The organism is Sphingomonas sp. (assembly GCF_023266535.1).
GTDB lineage: Bacteria > Pseudomonadota > Alphaproteobacteria > Sphingomonadales > Sphingomonadaceae > Sphingomicrobium.
The window spans coordinates 22,499-38,330 of sequence record NZ_JAHFPY010000004.1 but is presented as its reverse complement, the minus strand read 5'-3'; the positions used below and the strand labels follow the sequence as shown (position 1 = coordinate 38,330).

At 64.1% G+C, this 15,832-nt stretch carries 21 protein-coding genes; 12 read left to right on the top strand and 9 right to left on the bottom strand.

Translation table 11 applies throughout. The features are described from left to right. Positions 1–15 precede the first annotated feature (15 nt). The 3 genes from Q0C64_RS01000 to Q0C64_RS00990 all read left to right on the top strand — a co-directional run bounded on the left by Q0C64_RS01000 (position 16) and on the right by Q0C64_RS00990 (position 2,144). Entirely contained in the window at positions 16–462 is a 447-nt protein-coding gene (locus Q0C64_RS01000) for a cupin domain-containing protein (RefSeq protein WP_294120202.1), read from the top strand. A gap of 96 nt (positions 463–558) precedes the next feature. Continuing rightward, on the top strand, positions 559–1,752 hold the full coding sequence (locus Q0C64_RS00995) for an MFS transporter (protein ID WP_294120200.1): 1,194 nt from the start codon (positions 559–561) through the stop codon (positions 1,750–1,752). Further along, the gene (locus Q0C64_RS00990; protein ID WP_294120197.1) at positions 1,749–2,144 is read left to right on the top strand and encodes a carboxymuconolactone decarboxylase family protein; all 396 of its coding nucleotides are present in this window, start codon (positions 1,749–1,751) and stop codon (positions 2,142–2,144) included. The genes Q0C64_RS00995 and Q0C64_RS00990 overlap by 4 nt, the downstream gene beginning before the upstream one ends. On the opposite strand, the gene Q0C64_RS00985 is transcribed toward Q0C64_RS00990, so the two are convergent. The 3 genes from Q0C64_RS00985 to Q0C64_RS00975 form a co-directional block, all read right to left on the bottom strand. Further along, positions 2,085–3,026 carry a LysR family transcriptional regulator gene (locus Q0C64_RS00985; RefSeq protein ID WP_294120196.1) on the bottom strand — a complete coding sequence of 314 codons (942 nt, stop codon included), beginning with the start codon at positions 3,024–3,026 and terminating at the stop codon, positions 2,085–2,087. The genes Q0C64_RS00990 and Q0C64_RS00985 overlap by 60 nt on opposite strands. A 105-nt stretch (positions 3,027–3,131) precedes the next feature. Further along, on the bottom strand, positions 3,132–3,767 hold the full coding sequence (locus tag Q0C64_RS00980; RefSeq protein WP_294120195.1) for a DUF1109 domain-containing protein: 636 nt from the start codon (positions 3,765–3,767) through the stop codon (positions 3,132–3,134). Continuing rightward, positions 3,767–4,273 carry a sigma-70 family RNA polymerase sigma factor gene (locus Q0C64_RS00975; RefSeq protein ID WP_366004065.1) on the bottom strand — a complete coding sequence of 169 codons (507 nt, stop codon included), beginning with the start codon at positions 4,271–4,273 and terminating at the stop codon, positions 3,767–3,769. The genes Q0C64_RS00980 and Q0C64_RS00975 overlap by 1 nt, the downstream gene beginning before the upstream one ends. Before the next feature lie 266 nt (positions 4,274–4,539). Between Q0C64_RS00975 and Q0C64_RS00970 the strand changes: the two genes are divergently transcribed. The 5 genes from Q0C64_RS00970 to Q0C64_RS00950 are packed head-to-tail and all read left to right on the top strand — an operon-like array spanning position 4,540 to position 7,346. Beyond that, a complete protein-coding gene (locus Q0C64_RS00970; RefSeq protein WP_294120194.1) occupies positions 4,540–4,815 on the top strand; it encodes a DUF2282 domain-containing protein in 276 nt (91 codons plus the stop codon). Between the two features lie 5 nt (positions 4,816–4,820). Then, positions 4,821–5,663 (top strand): DUF692 domain-containing protein, encoded by an 843-nt coding sequence (locus Q0C64_RS00965; RefSeq protein WP_294120193.1) that lies wholly within the window; start codon positions 4,821–4,823, stop codon positions 5,661–5,663. Continuing rightward, positions 5,656–6,369 carry a DNA-binding domain-containing protein gene (locus Q0C64_RS00960; RefSeq protein WP_294120192.1) on the top strand — a complete coding sequence of 238 codons (714 nt, stop codon included), beginning with the start codon at positions 5,656–5,658 and terminating at the stop codon, positions 6,367–6,369. Before Q0C64_RS00965 ends, Q0C64_RS00960 begins: the two co-directional genes overlap by 8 nt. Positions 6,370–6,390: 21 nt before the next feature. Next, complete coding sequence (locus Q0C64_RS00955) at positions 6,391–6,846, top strand: DoxX family protein (protein ID WP_294120191.1); 456 nt, start codon at positions 6,391–6,393, stop codon at positions 6,844–6,846. Positions 6,847–6,869: 23 nt separating this feature from the next. After that, positions 6,870–7,346: a YHS domain-containing (seleno)protein gene (locus tag Q0C64_RS00950; RefSeq protein WP_294120190.1), complete on the top strand. Its 477-nt coding sequence runs from the start codon at positions 6,870–6,872 to the stop codon at positions 7,344–7,346. Here Q0C64_RS00950 and Q0C64_RS00945 read toward each other — a convergent pair whose 3' ends face one another. The 6 genes from Q0C64_RS00945 to Q0C64_RS00920 all read right to left on the bottom strand — a co-directional run bounded on the left by Q0C64_RS00945 (position 7,347) and on the right by Q0C64_RS00920 (position 12,600). Then, positions 7,347–8,597: a DUF4010 domain-containing protein gene (locus Q0C64_RS00945; protein WP_294120189.1), complete on the bottom strand. Its 1,251-nt coding sequence runs from the start codon at positions 8,595–8,597 to the stop codon at positions 7,347–7,349. Beyond that, positions 8,594–9,439 (bottom strand): S-formylglutathione hydrolase, encoded by an 846-nt coding sequence (gene fghA, locus Q0C64_RS00940; protein WP_294120188.1) that lies wholly within the window; start codon positions 9,437–9,439, stop codon positions 8,594–8,596. The genes Q0C64_RS00945 and fghA overlap by 4 nt, the downstream gene beginning before the upstream one ends. Further along, entirely contained in the window at positions 9,436–9,807 is a 372-nt protein-coding gene (locus Q0C64_RS00935) for a VOC family protein (protein ID WP_294120187.1), read from the bottom strand. The genes fghA and Q0C64_RS00935 overlap by 4 nt, the downstream gene beginning before the upstream one ends. 14 nt (positions 9,808–9,821) lie before the next feature. Next, on the bottom strand, positions 9,822–10,178 hold the full coding sequence (locus Q0C64_RS00930) for a cupin domain-containing protein (protein WP_294120186.1): 357 nt from the start codon (positions 10,176–10,178) through the stop codon (positions 9,822–9,824). Continuing rightward, a complete protein-coding gene (locus Q0C64_RS00925; RefSeq protein WP_294120185.1) occupies positions 10,178–11,290 on the bottom strand; it encodes an S-(hydroxymethyl)glutathione dehydrogenase/class III alcohol dehydrogenase in 1,113 nt (370 codons plus the stop codon). Before Q0C64_RS00925 ends, Q0C64_RS00930 begins: the two co-directional genes overlap by 1 nt. A 65-nt stretch (positions 11,291–11,355) precedes the next feature. Then, entirely contained in the window at positions 11,356–12,600 is a 1,245-nt protein-coding gene (locus Q0C64_RS00920; RefSeq protein WP_294120183.1) for a hypothetical protein, read from the bottom strand. A gap of 76 nt (positions 12,601–12,676) precedes the next feature. Here Q0C64_RS00920 and Q0C64_RS00915 point away from each other — a divergent pair, with 76 nt between their 5' ends. Genes Q0C64_RS00915 through Q0C64_RS00900 form a run of 4 tightly spaced genes read left to right on the top strand, consistent with a single transcriptional unit; the run spans position 12,677 to position 15,777 of the window. Continuing rightward, positions 12,677–13,447, top strand: a complete 771-nt coding sequence (locus tag Q0C64_RS00915; protein ID WP_294120182.1) for an SDR family oxidoreductase — start codon at positions 12,677–12,679, stop codon at positions 13,445–13,447. Then, a complete protein-coding gene (locus tag Q0C64_RS00910; protein WP_294120180.1) occupies positions 13,444–14,253 on the top strand; it encodes an enoyl-CoA hydratase family protein in 810 nt (269 codons plus the stop codon). The genes Q0C64_RS00915 and Q0C64_RS00910 overlap by 4 nt, the downstream gene beginning before the upstream one ends. Continuing rightward, a complete protein-coding gene (locus tag Q0C64_RS00905) occupies positions 14,246–15,388 on the top strand; it encodes an acyl-CoA dehydrogenase family protein (protein WP_294120178.1) in 1,143 nt (380 codons plus the stop codon). Before Q0C64_RS00910 ends, Q0C64_RS00905 begins: the two co-directional genes overlap by 8 nt. Further along, positions 15,385–15,777 (top strand): RidA family protein, encoded by a 393-nt coding sequence (locus Q0C64_RS00900; protein ID WP_294120175.1) that lies wholly within the window; start codon positions 15,385–15,387, stop codon positions 15,775–15,777. Before Q0C64_RS00905 ends, Q0C64_RS00900 begins: the two co-directional genes overlap by 4 nt. Positions 15,778–15,832 lie beyond the last annotated feature (55 nt).

The following is a 15,832-nucleotide window of genomic DNA, read 5'->3' as shown; positions in this document are numbered from 1 at the left end:
TTCAAGGAGACGGCAATGTTGAATCTTACCAAGACGACCGTTGCGGCCGGCATCATTGCCATCGCGACCTTCAGCGCTACCCCGGCCTTTGCCGGACAGTGCCAGACCGCGGGCGTCAATCCGCTCGCCAATGCCCCGACCATGCCCAAGGACGTCACCGACACCGTGATCGGATCGGTCGACCTCAGCAAGGAAATCGGCGTCGACGGCCGTCTGCTGCGCACCCGCCGGCTGGTCGTTCAGCCGGGCGGCATCGTTCCGCTGCACAGCCATAAGGATCGCCCGGCCCTGATCGTCACGGTCAGCGGTTCGATCACCGAGTACCGCTCGGATTGCTCGACCCCGATCGAACATCACGCCGGCGACATCAGCCGCGAGGCTGACAGCATTTCGCACTATTGGATCAACCACGGCACCGAGCCGGCAGTTCTCCTGTCGTCGGACGTGTTCCACTCCATGTAATCGTTCCCCGCGCCGGCCGCCGCCCCCCCCTAACGGCCGGCACATCTGGCGTCCCGCCCTGCCCTCGGCGGGACGCCACTTTGTCTAGGGAAGCCCATGCAAACCGCACATAGCCAAGCAATCGCCTCGCCAATTCCCAGTCTGACCCCTGCCCGCTCGCTGTTGATCGGCGTGATCGGCTTCCTGACGCTGGTGGATTTGTTCGCAACCCAGGCGATCCTGCCCAGCCTTGCCGTCGAATATGGCGTGAAGCCGTCGGAGATCGGCGTGGCCGCGAACTCGACCACGCTTGGCATGGCGATTGCCGGGCTGCTGGTTGGTGCGATCAGCGCCAATCTCGAGCGCAAGCGGGCCATTACCCTTAGCTTGCTGGTCCTTTCCGTTCCGACCGCGCTGCTGGCCTTTGCACCCAACTTGACCATTTTCTCCCTGCTGCGCGTAACCCAGGGCCTGTTCATGGCCGCGGCCTTCACGCTGACGCTGACCCATCTTGCCGAACGCTGCCAGTACCGCACCGCATCGGCGCTCGCCGCCTATGTGACCGGTGTCGTCGCCAGCAATTTGATCGGCCGGTTGACCGCTGCACTGGTCGCTGGCGCAGTGGGCGCGTCGTCGAGCTTCCTGTTCTTCGCGGTACTGAATGTCGCCGGTGCCTTGTTGGCAGCCGTTTCGCTCACCCGCAACGAGCCCGAACCAATGTCCCGCAGCAGCCGATTTTGGTCTGCCTGGGCAAGCCACCTTGCCGACCCCGCCCTCCGGCGTACCTTCGCCATCGGCTTCCTGATCCTGTTCGGCTTCATCGGCGTCTTCACTTACGTCGGCTTCGTGCTGATGCGTCCGCCGCATGCTTTGTCGATGGGCGCACTGGGCCTGGTTTTCCTGGTGTTCGCGCCATCGATGCTGACCACGCCGACGGCAGGTCGGATCACCGAACGTTTTGGGCCGGGCCTGACCGTGCCCGTCAGCCTGGCGATCGCGCTGCTGGGGCTGGTCATGCTTCTGGTGCCCAGCCTGGTCGCCGTCCTTGCCGGCATGACGCTGGTTGGAATCGGGACCTTCTTCGCCCAGGCGGTCGCGACCGGTCATGTCGGCCGCATCGCCCAAGGCGACCGGGCCGCTGCCAGCGGCCTCTATCTGTCGTCCTATTATTGCGGCGGGCTGTTTGGGGCCGCGGCCATTGGCCAATTGTTCGACCGATTTGGATGGGTCGCGGCGGTGGCAGGGGTCTTCGCTTCACTTGCATTAGCGGCATTTCTGGGGGCCGGTTTGGTTCTGAAGGAAGTAAAATGAGTGAACGTTATCGTCGAGGGATCGACATTGCTGAGCGGATTGCTGCCAACAAAGTCGCCCACTTTGTCGAGAGTGGTGTCGCCGAGGTGGCGCCGGATTTTGCACGAATGACCATCGAGTTTGCGTTCGGCGACTTGTACGCGCGGGAAGGGTTGGACCTCAGAAGTCGCGAGTTGATCGCGATTGCGGTTTTGGCCGCAAGCGGCAAGGCCGGTCCGCAATTGCGGATCCATGTCGACGCCGCCGCGAGCAACGGCATCTCCAAAACGGAAATCGTGGAAACGCTGATGCAGACCGCGATTTACGCCGGCTTTCCGGCAGCTCTCAATGCGCTAGCCGACTGCCATGACCTGCTCGCCGACGACAATTGTTTCGGAGACCGGTGCCGGTAAGCGACTGGTTGGCCAAGGGAAACGGCGCGCTTCCTGGACGAATGCGCCAACGGCGGGGGAATGAGGGCGTCCGCGCACGGTCGCGAGATAGACGGTCCGATAGAAAGTCGGCTCAACCAGCGGGCGCACAACCAGGTCCGGATATGTCACGCTGAATTCCGGGAAGAACCCCAGCCCAAGCCCAGCCTGGATCATGCCCTGCACCCAGTCGTCGCGCGGCGAGCTGAATACCTGGCGCAGGAATATCCCGCGGCTGTTGAGCTCTTTGCGGACCGGGGCGAACACCTCGCAGTTGGACCGGCTGACATAGGGCTCCTTGTCGAGCTCGGCGGCCTTGACCTCCTCGTGTGCGACCAGCCGGTGGTTGGGTGGCAGCAGGATGACGAACCGCTCCTGGAAGACCGGCAGCTGGTGAAGCGTGTCTGGCAGCTCGCCGGGAACCCCAACAATCGCGACCTCAAGCTCGCCCTTTTCGAGCATCTCGATCATCCGTGGCGCGCCGGCATCCACTACGCGAACCTCGACATCGGGGTGCGCGGCCTGGAACCGGATCATCAAGCTTGTAACCAGCTGCGGCCCGATCGTGCACATTGTGCCGATGGTCAGCGTGGCCTTTTCCAGTTTCTTGACGGCCTTGGCCTGTTGCTTGGCGGCCTGGCACTGTTCCTCGACACCCTGCAAATAAGGCAGCATCATCCGGCCAAGTTCGGACAGGTGCGTATTGCCGCGTTCCCGATGGAACAGCGGCCCGCCAAGCTCATGCTCGAGTTGTTGGATGGCGCGCGTCAACGCCGGCTGGCTGACGTTGCACTTTTCAGCCGCCCGCGTGAAATTCAACGTATCTGCAAGCGCAACGAAGTAGCGCACCTGCTGCATTTCCATCGGAACGGTCCCTTTCCGAAAGTCATGACCTTCTTACACTGGCCCATCCAATCCGCGCCATACAGATATACTATAAAAGCTATGCGCGATGTCCGGGGCGCCCGGTTACCACCGCAGTAGTCGTGGTCCGATAATGGCCCCGACCAAAGCCGGGATCAGGATCCCTGGCGTGTAGGAGACGAGCAGGAAGGAAGCCGTGGTTTCCGGGCAATAGAGCGCATATCCGACCGATCCCGCCGCGCCGGAACTCAGGCCCGCAACGAACCCGGCGACTGCCGTGCGCGTCGGCGCCATCACCCGAAAAGCCCAGACGACGGCCACGAAGATCGGCAGGCTGGCGAGCGCGATCGCTGCCATGCAAGTGCCGGATGTCGAGCCCAGGATCAGGCCGCTCCAGCCTGCGGGGGGCGTCGCCGCCAACTCAAGGCCGGCCGCGACCGCAATGATTGCGACTGGCAGGGCAATCAGCGCCGACGCTGGACCCAGTCGGCGGCCGGGCTTTCCTGCCGCCAGGGCCACAGCCGCGCTGAGCAAGGTCAGCGCAATCGTATATCCCAACTTAAGCGCGAATGGCGTCGTACCTGTCTCGCTTACCGCGCTGAGCGGCATGCCGAGCATCATGACAAGCCCGACGAGCGACACGAGCCAACCGACGATCATGGCAAATGCCAGGCGTAGCGCCGGATTCGTTGCCGGCCAGGGGCGAGCCGCAAAATCGGCGATCAAGTCTTCGGTTCGCATCATTCGTCACCCTTGATGGCGGCCATCAGGCGACCGAGTCCGCGGTGGACGTTGACCTTGACGGCAGGCTCGCTCTGCTCCGTCATCGTCGCAGCCTCTCGCACCGAATATCCCTCAATTCGCGTAAGCCGGATTGCGGCGGCCTGTTTCGGAGTCAATGTCGCAAGCATCGCACTGACATCGATTTCGGCTAACACCGCGTCGACCCGTCCCGCGTCGATCGGTTCGAATTCTTCGTCGGCGGCAAGTGACACCGTGCGACGGTCCCGCCGCAGGAAATCGATCAGCCGATAGCGCGCGATGCCATGCAGCCACGCGGTGAACGGCAACGACGGATCATAGGTCGCCCGCTTCCGGTGAATCGCAATCAGCGTTTCCTGCACTAGGTCCTCCACATCTGCATCGCGACCGATCAGACGCCGCCGAAAATAGGAGCGCAGCCGTTCGGCGCAGAGGCGAAGCAAGGCATGATAAGCCTGGGCATGGCCGTTCATCGCCGCAACCATCAGCGCCTGCAGCTTCGCTTCAAACAGGTCCATACCTTCGGTCATACGCAGTTCCAGTTGCGGAAGTTACAGCCGGGGCAAGTCACCCAGTTCGCGTTCGCCTGTAACCGATCCTCGCGGCGCGTCGAATGGTAATTCGTGGCCGCATCATGGCCACGCAAATCGGTCGAATGCATCGAGATAATGCGAAAGAGGCATTTTATCTTCGCTCGCCTGGAACCGATCATTCGCTCGCCTGAACGACCGTTCAAGCCAAGGAGATTGTCATGAAGTTCACCAACATCGTAGTTGCCGGCGCGCTCACTGCTGTTGCTGCCACCGCCGCGATGGCCGGACCGGCCAAGCCGCAGCCAAACGCCGACAAATGCTATGGCGTCTCGCTCGCCGGCAAGAACGACTGCGCCGCCGGACCGGGCACCAGCTGTGCCGGAACGTCCAAGCGCAACTATGCCGGCAACGCCTGGAAATACGTCGCCAAGGGCACCTGCACTGCGATCAAGACCCCCAAGGGCCTTGGCTCGCTGACCCCGAAGGCAGCTTAAGCACCATGAACCCGACCGCCGGACTGAGCTTCAAGCCCGTCCATTACGAGCAGGCCATGGCCTGTCCGGCGGCCGGACTTTGGTTCGAAGTCCATGCCGAGAATTACATGGTCGACGGCGGACCCCGCCTCGCCATGCTCGAAGCACTGCGGGAGCGCTTCCCGCTGTCCTTTCATGGCGTCGGCCTTTCCTTGGCCGGCGTCGACGAACCGGATCGCGATCACCTTGCCCGCTTCAAGCGCCTGATCGATCGATTCAAGCCGTTCCTGGTCTCCGAACATCTGGCCTGGTCGCGGTTCGAGCAATCCAGCTTCCCCGATCTGTTGCCCTTCCCGCGTACCGATGAGGCGCTGGATATCATCACCCGCAACATCGACATCACCCAGTCTGTGCTCGGCCAGAAGATCCTGATCGAGAATCCTTCGCTCTATATGAAGCTTGAGGGGCACGAGTGGCCAGAAAGCCTGTTCCTCGCCGAATTGGTGAGACGCACCGGTTGCGGCCTGCTGATCGACGTCAACAATGTCTTCGTCAGCGCCAATAATCTTGGATTCAATCCTGCTTCCTACCTCGATGCGTTGCCCAGCCATGCCATTGGCGAAATTCATCTGGCAGGGCATTCCGAAGATCCGCTGCTCGGCCGATCGCTGCTGATCGACAGCCATGACGCGCCAATTTCGGAAGAAGTCTGGCGGCTCTACGACTGGCTGCTGGCACGTTGCGGCGCCGATCACCCGCCGACGCTGATCGAGCGCGATGACTCAATTCCCGAATTCGACCTGCTTCTCGCCGAGCGCGACAAGGCAGCCGGGATGATGGCCGGAACGCGTCAGGTTGTTCATGTCTGATCTCGCCAACTTCCAACGCGATTTCGCTGCGGCATTGATGGCTGATGGCCAGTCCGAGCCCTCGTTCCGGTCGCAAGCGTTCGCCGTATACCGCAACACGGCGGCGCGAGGCGTAGTAGAGGCATTGCGCGCCTCCTTTCCGACGGTGGACATGCTGGTCGGTGAGGAGATGTTTACCCAGGTGGCGCTCGATTATCGGCGGGAAAGACCGCCGGCGGGCCCGGTTCTGTCGGACTACGGCCATGACTTTGCTGCCTTCCTCGGCCACCAGCCATGGACATCCGAGCTCCCTTATATCGCCGACGTCGCGCTCCTCGATTGGCTATGGCTCGAGTCTTTCCTCGCGGCAGATGCAACAGCGACGCCATTTCAACCCAATGCCGGTGCCAGAATTGCACTTCACCCAACGGCACGATTCGCCTGGATGGAGAGTCCCGCCATGACCACCTGGATGGCGCATCGCGATCCATGGGCAATGGCCGAATTGGAGCCCGAATGGGTCGAAGAGGGCGCGCTGTTCACCCGGCCCGGAAAATGCGTTCGTGCCGAGCCGATTGATGCCGCATTTCACCGGCTGCTGCTGGCGTGCACCATCCCGACGTCGGTTGCCGATGTCGTGACAAAGGTCGCGGCAATATTTCCGACGGCCGACATTCCCGAACTTCTGCGCCGCGGCGTCGCGTCCGGCGCGATCATCATTCTGTGACCTAAAGGAAAGGACCATCCCATGGCCACCATTACCGAAGATGTGCCCAAGTCGGCTTACCAGCACCTGACCGTCCTTGCCGAACGGGCACTGTCGCCTTCCCTGCTGCTGCTTGTCCAGCGGCTCGGCATTGCTGCGGTCTTCTTCCAATCCGGCAGAACCAAGGTCGAAGGGATCTTCACCATTCCCGACACGACCATCGAGCTGTTCCGCAGCGAATATGCGCTGCCGCTCCTGCCTCCCGAGCTCGCCGCCTATATGGCGGCGGGGGCCGAGCACCTATTCCCGGTCCTACTGGTGCTCGGCCTTTTTACCCGTATGTCGGCCCTCGCGCTGCTCGGCATGACGCTGGTCATCCAGACCTTCGTCTACCCCGACGCATGGCCGACGCACCTCAGCTGGGCTGGGCTGATGCTGCCCCTCATTGCCTTCGGCGGCGGCCGCTTGTCGCTCGACCGGCTGCTCAAAATCGCCTGACCAACCCCAAGCTGGAGAATGATATGCGTTTCGTTGCTTTGCGTTTGATCCCGCTCGCTATGCTGGTTGCGGTCCCTGCCGCGGTGCCAGCGGCAAGCACGCCCGCACCCGAAATCAGCGTCGAGGCCGACCATCTTGCCGCACGAGGCTACGACGTCACGGCCTATTTCCTGCAGGGAAAGCCAGCGCGCGGCAGCAAGGCCCACCAGTTGCAATATAAGGGCGCGACCTGGCTGTTCGCGTCAGCCGACGCTTTGGCCAAGTTCAAGGCGGACCCCGCGGCATTCGAGCCCCAGTTCGGTGGCTATTGTGCTTGGGCGGTAAGCCAGGGCTATGTCGCGCCCGGCGATCCGGAACAATGGAAGATCGTCGACGGCAAGCTTTACCTGAACTTTAACGCCCGCGCGAAGGAACTGTGGGAAGCCGACCAGGCCGCCGCCATCGAGCGCGGCAAGGCCAACTGGCCGACGGTCCTGACCAAAAACCAGGACAATCCTTGATCAAAGCCTGAACCACCCGACGACCAGGCTCGCCGCCAGCGCGGCCGTGCTCGCACCGAGGGCCAGTGCCGCCGGCCTGCCCTTGGTTCGCGCATAGGCCAGCGTCACGCCGATCTTGACCGCCATGTTGGCGATGATCGTTCCGCCCAGCGCCAGCGCGGCCAGCGCGGCGGTGATCGACTCCGGGGGCAGCCCGCCGGCGGTGACGATCGCGGCGTCAACGTCCATCGAGCCCATGATCAGCAGCAATATGGCAATGCCTTGCTCGCCAAACTGTCCTTGCGCCCAGCGGGCGACTACCGCGGCCACTGCAATGAAAAGGAGGAAGCCGAGCGCCGGTCCCAGGGCAATAGGGTTGCCGGGCGGGCTTGGCCCCTCGCAGCTGCTGGCCTTGCGATAAAGCCACCAGCCGACCGCCCAGGCGACCAGCAAAGCCGGCAAGATGACCAGCACAAACGGCGGCAGGATTCGCGGTGCGATGATCGCTACCAGCAAGACCACGCGCAGAAACATGACCGCGCTGGCCAGCGCGATGCCGGCGGCCTCGGCGCCGCCGGCTTCCTTCGAGCCCAGCCGCTGGGCAAGCGACTGCGTCACCGCCGTCGAGCTATAGGCGCCGCCGATCAAGGCGGTGGCGATGGTCCCTCGCCGGGCGCCAAAGATACGGTTGGCGACATAGGCCATAAACGAGAAGCCGGTGACCAGCACCACCACCCACCACAGCTTCCACGGGTTCCAGGCGTCGTAGGGCCCCATTGCCCGGTTGGGCAGGAAGGGCAGGACACCCAGCGCGATGATCCCAAAGCGCGCCAGCGCCTTGACGTCGGCTTCGTCGAGCCGGTCGACAAAGCCGTGCAACTCTTCGCGCATGGCAAGGATCAGGACGACGACGGCTGCCGCGGCAATCGCCAGGCCAATGCTGCCCAGTCCGGCGAGCAAGCCGATGGTCAACGTCACAAACGCGGCGATGGCCGTGGTCGCATCGTGCCGCTCCCGGAGCGAACCGGCATAGCCGATCACCAGCACCGCGCAGGCGGCAATGGCAATGGCACCGGCAATCAGCGGCTGCCCTTTCGCTCCGAGCAAGGAGGCCAGGCCTCCGGTCAGTCCAAGCAGCGAAAACGTCCGGATCCCGGCAACGCGGGAACCTTCTTCCCGGCCCCGCTGGTGCCAGCCCCGCTCGATACCGATCAGCACTCCGGCGGCCAGGGCGGTGCCGCCACGTAGCGCCTCGTCCGCCCAGCCGATCATCCGGTTAACCGTTCCGCGTGCCAGCGGACATGGTCGGCCATGAAGCTCGAGATGAAATAATAGCTATGGTCATAGCCCGGCTGGCGGCGCAGGGTCAGCGGGATGCCGGCGCTGGCGCAGGCCTGATCCAGCAGCTCGGGCTTGAGCTCGCGCTCGAAGAAGGGGTCGGTCTCGCCGATATCGACCAGCAACTCTTCGAGCCGCGCGCCATCCTCGATCAGCGCGACGGCATCATGCGCGCGCCACGCCAGCCGATCCTCGCCGAGATAATATCCGAGCGCTTTCTCGCCCCACGGCACCTGGCTCGGCGCCACGATCGGCGCGAAGGCCGAAACCGACTTGAACCAGCCCGGATGGCGTAGCGCGACCGTCAATGCGCCATGGCCGCCCATCGAATGGCCGGTGATGCCCTGGCGATCCATGTCGACCGGGAAATGTTCGGCGATCAGGCCGGGGAGTTCCGAGGTGACATAGCTCCACATACGGTAATTGGCCGCCCACGGCTCCTCGGTCGCATCGACATAGAAGCCGGCGCCAAGCCCGAAATCCCAGGCACCCTCGCTGTCGTCGGGAACGCCTTCGCCGCGCGGGCTGGTGTCCGGCGCGATAAAGACGATACCCGACTCTGCGCAAGCGGCGCGAAACTCGCCCTTTTCGGTGACGTTTGCATGGGTGCAGGTCAGGCCGGACAGATACCAGAGCACCGGCAGCTTCGCGCCCGGCTTATGCTCGGGCACGAACACGCTGAACACCATGTCCGTGCCGGTGCTCGACGAGGCGTGGCGATAGACGCCCTGCACCCCGCCGTGGCTCTTGACCTCGCTGACCGCTTCAATCGTCATTGCTGCGGGCGGTACAGTCCGCACAGCTTGTTGCCGTCGGGATCGCGCAGATAGGCGAGATAGAGCTTGCCGAATGCATTCTCGCGATAGCCGGGCGGGTCTTCGCACGACTTGCCGCCATTGGCGCAGCCGGCCGCGTGCCAGGCATCGACTTCAGCGGGGCTGTCGAAGGTAAAGCCGATGGTACCGCCATTGGAATGGGTCGCGGGCTCGCCGTTGATCGGATTGGACACCATCAACACCGCGCCGCGCCGGCCGTAGCTCAGCCGGCCCTTGTCGTCGGCCCGGCCTTCCTTGCCGAACAACGCGTCATAGAAATGTTTCGATCGTTGCAGGTCATTCGACCCGACCATCACATGACTGAACATCCGTCCTTCTCCCCTCAGATTTCGACGGCGACCGTGGCGGTGGCCGGATCGCCGGTATTGGGCATGTCCCTGGGATCGATCAGCATCAGTTGGACCTCGCCGTTACGCGCGCACGGCCGATGTTCGGTTCCCTTTGGTACGACAATCAGCTCGCCGGGGCCGAGCGTCACCGTCCGGTCGCGGAATTCCATGTCGAGGGTGCCGTCGAGGATCAGGAACAGTTCGTCGGTGTCGTCATGTTGGTGCCAGATGAACTCGCCCTCGACCTTCACCAGTCGTACCTCATGGTCGTTGTAGCGCGCGACGATGCGCGGCGCCCAATGGTCGGAGAAACTGCCCAGCTTCTCATCGAGGTTGACCCTGTCGCTCATCAGTAGACCACCACGCTCCTGATGCTCTCGCCGGCATGCATCAGGTCGAAGCCCTTGTTGATCTCTTCCAGGGTCAGGACATGGGTGATCATCGGGTCGATCGCGATCTTCCCGTCCATATACATATCAACGATCTTCGGTACGTCGGTGCGGCCCTTGGCGCCGCCGAACGCGGTGCCGCGCCAGTTGCGGCCGGTGACCAGCTGAAACGGCCTGGTGGCGATTTCCTTGCCGGCTTCGGCGACACCGATGATGATGCTGGTGCCCCAGCCGCGATGGCAACATTCCAGCGCGGTGCGCATCACTTCGGTATTGCCGGTCGCGTCGAACGAGTAGTCGGCGCCGCCATCGGTGATCTCGACGATCCTGGCGACGATCTCGTCGCGGGTCATGCCCTTGGTGTTGAGGAAATCGGTCATGCCGAATTGGCGGCCCCATCCCTCGCGGTCGGGGTTGATGTCGATGCCGACAATCTTGTTCGCGCCGGCCAGCCTGGCACCCTGGATGACGTTGAGGCCGATGCCGCCGAGCCCGAACACGACGACATTGTCGCCCGGCTGGACCTTGGCGGTGTTGGTCACCGCGCCGACCCCGGTGGTGACGCCGCAGCCGATGTAGCAGCTGGTCTTGAACGGCGCGTCTTCGCGGATCTTGGCGACCGCGATCTCGGGCAGCACGGTGAAGTTCGAAAAGGTCGAGCAGCCCATATAATGGTAGATGGTTTGTCCATTGTAGCTGAACCGGCTGGTGCCGTCAGGCATCAGCCCCTTGCCCTGCGTGGCGCGGATCGCGGTGCACAGGTTCGACTTGCCGCTGAGGCAGGTCTTACACTTGCCGCACTCGGGCGTGTAGAGCGGGATGACATGGTCGCCCGGCTTCACGCTGGTCACGCCCGCGCCGACCTCGCGGACCACGCCGGCGCCTTCATGACCGAGGACCGAGGGAAAAATGCCCTCGCTGTCGAACCCGTCGAGCGTATAGGCATCGGTGTGGCAGATGCCGGTCGCCATGATTTCGACCAGCACCTCGCCGGCCTTGGGACCTTCGAGATCGAGCTCGACAATCTCGAGCGGCTGCTTGGCTTCGAAGGCAACGGCGGCGCGGGTCTTCATTGGGCAATCTCCTCGCCACGCGCTTGGCACGGCCATCGCTGCTCGCCAAGCCCGGCGGCACTCGGTCAGCGTGAAAACACGGCCCCATGAGGTTTGCCGTCGCCGGTCCAACCGTGCGGCCAGGTCTTGCCGGCCATGTTGAAACCCGCCTTGCCGTCGGCATCGCGGAACGTCTCGTCAATCGTCAGCTGCCCGGTCTTGGCGTCGAGCTTGAGGATATAAAGCCGGTCCCCCGCCTTGCCCGACGTCACCACCAGCCGCCCGGTCGTGGGATCCCAGGCGGTCCAGTGCGATGCATAGCCGGGATCGATCGTCAGCCGCGACACTTCGACCGGCTTGGTGCCGTCGGCAATGTCGAGCACGACGAACCCGCCGATGCTTCCGACCGACTGGACCAGATAATGTCCCGCGATAGTCGGCACGCCGCAGAAGGTGCCGGGAAACTGGTGAACCATAAACGCTTTGGGGTGAGTGCCGTCCATTCCGGTCACCCGCTGTAATCCGCAGCTCAAGGTCTGGATATAGACCGCGCCATCGGGGCCGACACGCGCCTCTTCGGGGTCGATGTGGCCGCTGAGCGATGGCCCGGGGTCCAATTGGTAGGTACCCAACAATTTGAGGTCCGACAGGCGGAAGATCTGGTAGGTCACGCTCTGCAGAAAATATTCATCCTGCATCGGAGCATTGGTCACCAGCACCCGGTCTATGCCCGGCATGGGGATCAGCGAATAAGGCAGCAGCGGCCAGTCGGGATGGGCCGGATCGGCGTTGCTGACGGCCCGGACCACTTGGCCGCGATCGTCGATCTCGACCACCCCGCCGGTCAGTTCCTTGCCGCTCATCCCCGCCATGTCATGCTCGCCATGCATGTCGTGCGCTCCGTCGGCGCTGCGGCGTTGCTGGAAGGTCGCCAGGACATTGCCGTTGGGCAAGCGCAGGAAGCTGTGCGGCATGGCAAAGCCGGCCAGGTCGCGGAACGAGGTCACGACCTTGGGATGCAGCGGATCGGTGAGGTTGAAAATGAAGCTGCGGTTGGCGTTGTGATCGTTGGCGAACAGCATCCCGCTCGCCGGCATTTCATATTCGGTATGGTGGGGACGGACGCTGACCTGGTCGGTCGCCACGGACGTCAGCAGCTTGCCATAGCCCGGCGAGGCCGGATCGGCGTCGATCACCGCCAGGAAATCATTGCCCTTGGCCGCCTGGTCGCCCGTGAAAACGAACAGGTAATCCCCCGGCTTCGCTGCCGCGCCGGACGGCGATGACACCAGGTAAAGCGATGCCGAGATCGCCAGCAAGGTTCGAAACATTATCGCTCCCCCTATGCCCCGCCGTGTCCTTGCCACGTCGCGGCTGTTCGGCCAAGCAGGGAAAGAGAGGAACGCAATGGCCGAGAATGATTGGCTTCAGGGGCGCCACGCCCTGATCACCGGCGGCGGCACCGGCATCGGTGCGGCGGCCGCAACCCATCTTCATGCCGCCGGCGCCAAAATCTCGCTGCTCGGCCGCCGGCTGGAGCCGCTCGAACGGACGGCGGCATTAGTCGACGGCAAGGCGATTGCCTGCGACGTCACCGACCGGGACGCAATCGCCCGCGCCTTCGACGAGGCTCGCGCCGCCAACGGCCCGATCAGCTTCCTGATCGTCAATGCCGGAATCGGCGACAGCGCGCCGTTCGGCCGGACCTCGCGCGAAGCCTGGGACCGGATCATCGCTACCAATCTCAGCGCCGCCTTCGATTGCGCCCAGCTCGGCCTTCCCGACCTACTGGCACAGGAAGACAGCCGGATGGTGTTCATTGCCTCGGTCGCCGGCTTGAAGGGCGCCGCCTATGCAGCGCCGTACGCCGCCTCGAAGCATGGCCTGATCGGGCTGATGCGCAGCCTCGCGGTCGAGTTCGCCACGTCGAACATGACCGTCAACGCCATCTGCCCGGCTTTCGTCGACACGCCGATGGTCGATGACAGTGCCGCGCGCATTTCCAAAGTCTCCAAGCGCAGCGAAGATGAAGCCCGCCAATCGCTGGCGGCGATGAACCGACACGGCAAGCTGATCCACCCCGATGGGGTGGCGACGATGATCCTTTCGATCTGCCTGCCGCAAAGCCGCGATGTGAATGGCGCTGCGCTGACCATCGATGGTGGCACCACCGCATGAGCATCGATCCCAACAACCTCGAGCCCAGCCATTTCCTTTGGGACTTCGACGGCGATGTCGCGACCATCACGCTCAACCGGCCGGACAAGAAGAACCCGCTGACCTTCGACAGCTATGCCGAGCTGCGCGACCTGTTCTTCGAGCTGGAGCATACGCCGGCGGTCAAATGCGTGGTCATCGCCGGCGCGGGCGGCAATTTCTGCTCGGGCGGCGACGTCCACGAAATCATCGGCCCGCTAACCCGGATGGATGACAGCGGCCTGATCAACTTCACCCGCATGACCGGCGATTTGGTGCGGGCGATGCGCAATTGCCCGCAGCCGATCGTCGCCGCGGTCGAGGGGATTTGCGCGGGAGCGGGCGCGATCATCGCCATGGCTAGCGACCTCCGCCTCGCCGCGCCGAGCGCCAAGACCGCTTTCCTGTTCACCCGCGTCGGCCTCTCCGGCGCCGACATGGGCGCCTGTGCCATCTTGCCGCGGATCATCGGCCATGGCCGTGCGGCCGAACTGCTGTTCACCGGCCGCTCGATGAGCGCCGAGGAGGGCGAGCGGTGGGGCTTCTTCAGCCGCATCGTCGACGATGTGCAGGCCGAGGCGCTGGCGCTGGCGCGCAGCCTCGCCGGCGGGCCGGTCCAGGCCCATTATATGACCAAGAAGCAGCTCGACGCCGAATGGCATGTGTCGATCGAGACAGCGATCGACATGGAGGCCGAAGCCCAGGCCGAGTGCATGAAGACCAACGATTTCCGCCGCGCCTACGAAGCCTTCGCGGCCAAGAAGAAGCCGGAGTTCCAGGGTGACTGACTGGCTCGACTGGCCGTTCTTTGAGCCGCGCCATCGCGAGTTGGCGAAGCGGATCGAGCAATGGTCTCATGATACCATCGATGACGCACATGCCGCCGATCCCGACGAGGCCTGCCGGGCGCTGGTAGGAGAACTGGGCAAGGCCGGTTTCCTACAGCTGTGCGTGGCGCAGGACGGCAAGGCGCCCGACGTCCGCAGCCTGGCGATCGCCCGGGCGACGCTGGCGCGGGTCCATGGCCTGGCTGATTTCGCCTTCGCCATGCAAGGCCTGGGATCGGGCGCGATCAGCCTGTTCGGCAGCGCAGCGCAGAAGGGCGCGTGGCTGCCCAAGGTCGGCGGAGGGGAGGCAATCGCCGCCTATGCCCTGACCGAGCCAGAGACCGGGTCCGACGCGGCTAATATCGCCATGCGCGCGGCACGCGATAGCGACGGGTGGGTGCTGACCGGCGAGAAAAGCTACATCAGCAACGGCACCATCGCCGATGTGCTGACGGTGTTCGCGCGGACCGGCAGCGCCGAAGACGGCGCGCGCGGCATTTCGGCCTTCATCGTCCGCGGCGACGACCCAGGCCTCACGGTCGCAGAGCGGATCGAGGTGATCGCGCCGCACCCGCTGGCCCGGCTCAAATTCGACGGCGTGCGCGGTGAATTGCTGGGCAGCGAGGGCGACGGCTTCAAGGTCGCGATGCAGACTTTGAACCTGTTCCGCGTGACGGTCGGCGCGGCGGCGCTGGGCTTCGCCCGCCGCGCGCTCGACGAGGCGTTGAGGTTCGCGACGAGCCGCAAGCTTGGCGACGGCACGCTCGCCGACAATGCTGTGACCCAGGATCGCCTGGCCCAGATGGCGACGAGCATCGACGCCTCGGCCTTGCTGATCGCCCGCGCCGCCTGGCAACAGGATCAGGGAGTCGCCGACAACCGCCTCGCCGCGGCGATGGCCAAGCTCCACGCCACCGACGAAGCACAGAAAGTGATCGACGCCGCGGTGCAGATGCATGGCGGACTGGGTGTCACGGTCGGCGCCAAGGTCGAGGAGCTATACCGCGAAATCCGCGCCCTGCGCATCTATGAAGGCGCCAGCGAAGTGCAGCGGATGATCATCGGCCGCGACGTGGTAAAGGGCTATTCGCGATGAAGAGCCTGCTTCCTCCCGGTTGGCCACGGCCCAAGGGCTATTCCAACGCCATGGCCGCGCACGGCCGTGTGATCGTTACCGCTGGAGTGGTCGGCTGGGACGAGCAGGAGCATTTCGTCTCCAACACGCTCGCCGGCCAGTTCGCCCAGGTGCTGCGCAACATCCTCGCCATCCTCGCCTGCGACGGCGCCGGTCCGGCGAATATCGCCAAACTAACCTGCTACGTCACCTCGATCGACGAATATCTCGCCAGTTTGAAGGAGATCGGCGAGGCCTGGAAGGAAATCATGGGGCCGCACTATCCGGCGATGGCGCTGGTCGAGGTGGTGCGCCTGGTCGAACCCGCCGCCAAGGTCGAGATTGAGGCGACGGCCGTGGTGCCGGAGTGAATTTCCCCCAACCCGTCACCCCCGCGAAAGCGGGGGCCCCGCTTCCTTCCGGCGC

Coding starts and splice junctions, on each gene's coding strand:
- Q0C64_RS01000 (WP_294120202.1), top strand. CDS start 16: ATGTTGAATCTTACCAAGACGACCGTTGCGGCCGGCATCATTGCCATC.
- Q0C64_RS00995 (WP_294120200.1), top strand. CDS start 559: ATGCAAACCGCACATAGCCAAGCAATCGCCTCGCCAATTCCCAGTCTG.
- Q0C64_RS00990 (WP_294120197.1), top strand. CDS start 1,749: ATGAGTGAACGTTATCGTCGAGGGATCGACATTGCTGAGCGGATTGCT.
- Q0C64_RS00985 (WP_294120196.1), bottom strand. CDS start 3,026: ATGGAAATGCAGCAGGTGCGCTACTTCGTTGCGCTTGCAGATACGTTG.
- Q0C64_RS00980 (WP_294120195.1), bottom strand. CDS start 3,767: ATGCGAACCGAAGACTTGATCGCCGATTTTGCGGCTCGCCCCTGGCCG.
- Q0C64_RS00975 (WP_366004065.1), bottom strand. CDS start 4,273: ATGGTTGCGGCGATGAACGGCCATGCCCAGGCTTATCATGCCTTGCTT.
- Q0C64_RS00970 (WP_294120194.1), top strand. CDS start 4,540: ATGAAGTTCACCAACATCGTAGTTGCCGGCGCGCTCACTGCTGTTGCT.
- Q0C64_RS00965 (WP_294120193.1), top strand. CDS start 4,821: ATGAACCCGACCGCCGGACTGAGCTTCAAGCCCGTCCATTACGAGCAG.
- Q0C64_RS00960 (WP_294120192.1), top strand. CDS start 5,656: ATGTCTGATCTCGCCAACTTCCAACGCGATTTCGCTGCGGCATTGATG.
- Q0C64_RS00955 (WP_294120191.1), top strand. CDS start 6,391: ATGGCCACCATTACCGAAGATGTGCCCAAGTCGGCTTACCAGCACCTG.
- Q0C64_RS00950 (WP_294120190.1), top strand. CDS start 6,870: ATGCGTTTCGTTGCTTTGCGTTTGATCCCGCTCGCTATGCTGGTTGCG.
- Q0C64_RS00945 (WP_294120189.1), bottom strand. CDS start 8,597: ATGATCGGCTGGGCGGACGAGGCGCTACGTGGCGGCACCGCCCTGGCC.
- fghA (WP_294120188.1), bottom strand. CDS start 9,439: ATGACGATTGAAGCGGTCAGCGAGGTCAAGAGCCACGGCGGGGTGCAG.
- Q0C64_RS00935 (WP_294120187.1), bottom strand. CDS start 9,807: ATGTTCAGTCATGTGATGGTCGGGTCGAATGACCTGCAACGATCGAAA.
- Q0C64_RS00930 (WP_294120186.1), bottom strand. CDS start 10,178: ATGAGCGACAGGGTCAACCTCGATGAGAAGCTGGGCAGTTTCTCCGAC.
- Q0C64_RS00925 (WP_294120185.1), bottom strand. CDS start 11,290: ATGAAGACCCGCGCCGCCGTTGCCTTCGAAGCCAAGCAGCCGCTCGAG.
- Q0C64_RS00920 (WP_294120183.1), bottom strand. CDS start 12,600: ATGTTTCGAACCTTGCTGGCGATCTCGGCATCGCTTTACCTGGTGTCA.
- Q0C64_RS00915 (WP_294120182.1), top strand. CDS start 12,677: ATGGCCGAGAATGATTGGCTTCAGGGGCGCCACGCCCTGATCACCGGC.
- Q0C64_RS00910 (WP_294120180.1), top strand. CDS start 13,444: ATGAGCATCGATCCCAACAACCTCGAGCCCAGCCATTTCCTTTGGGAC.
- Q0C64_RS00900 (WP_294120175.1), top strand. CDS start 15,385: ATGAAGAGCCTGCTTCCTCCCGGTTGGCCACGGCCCAAGGGCTATTCC.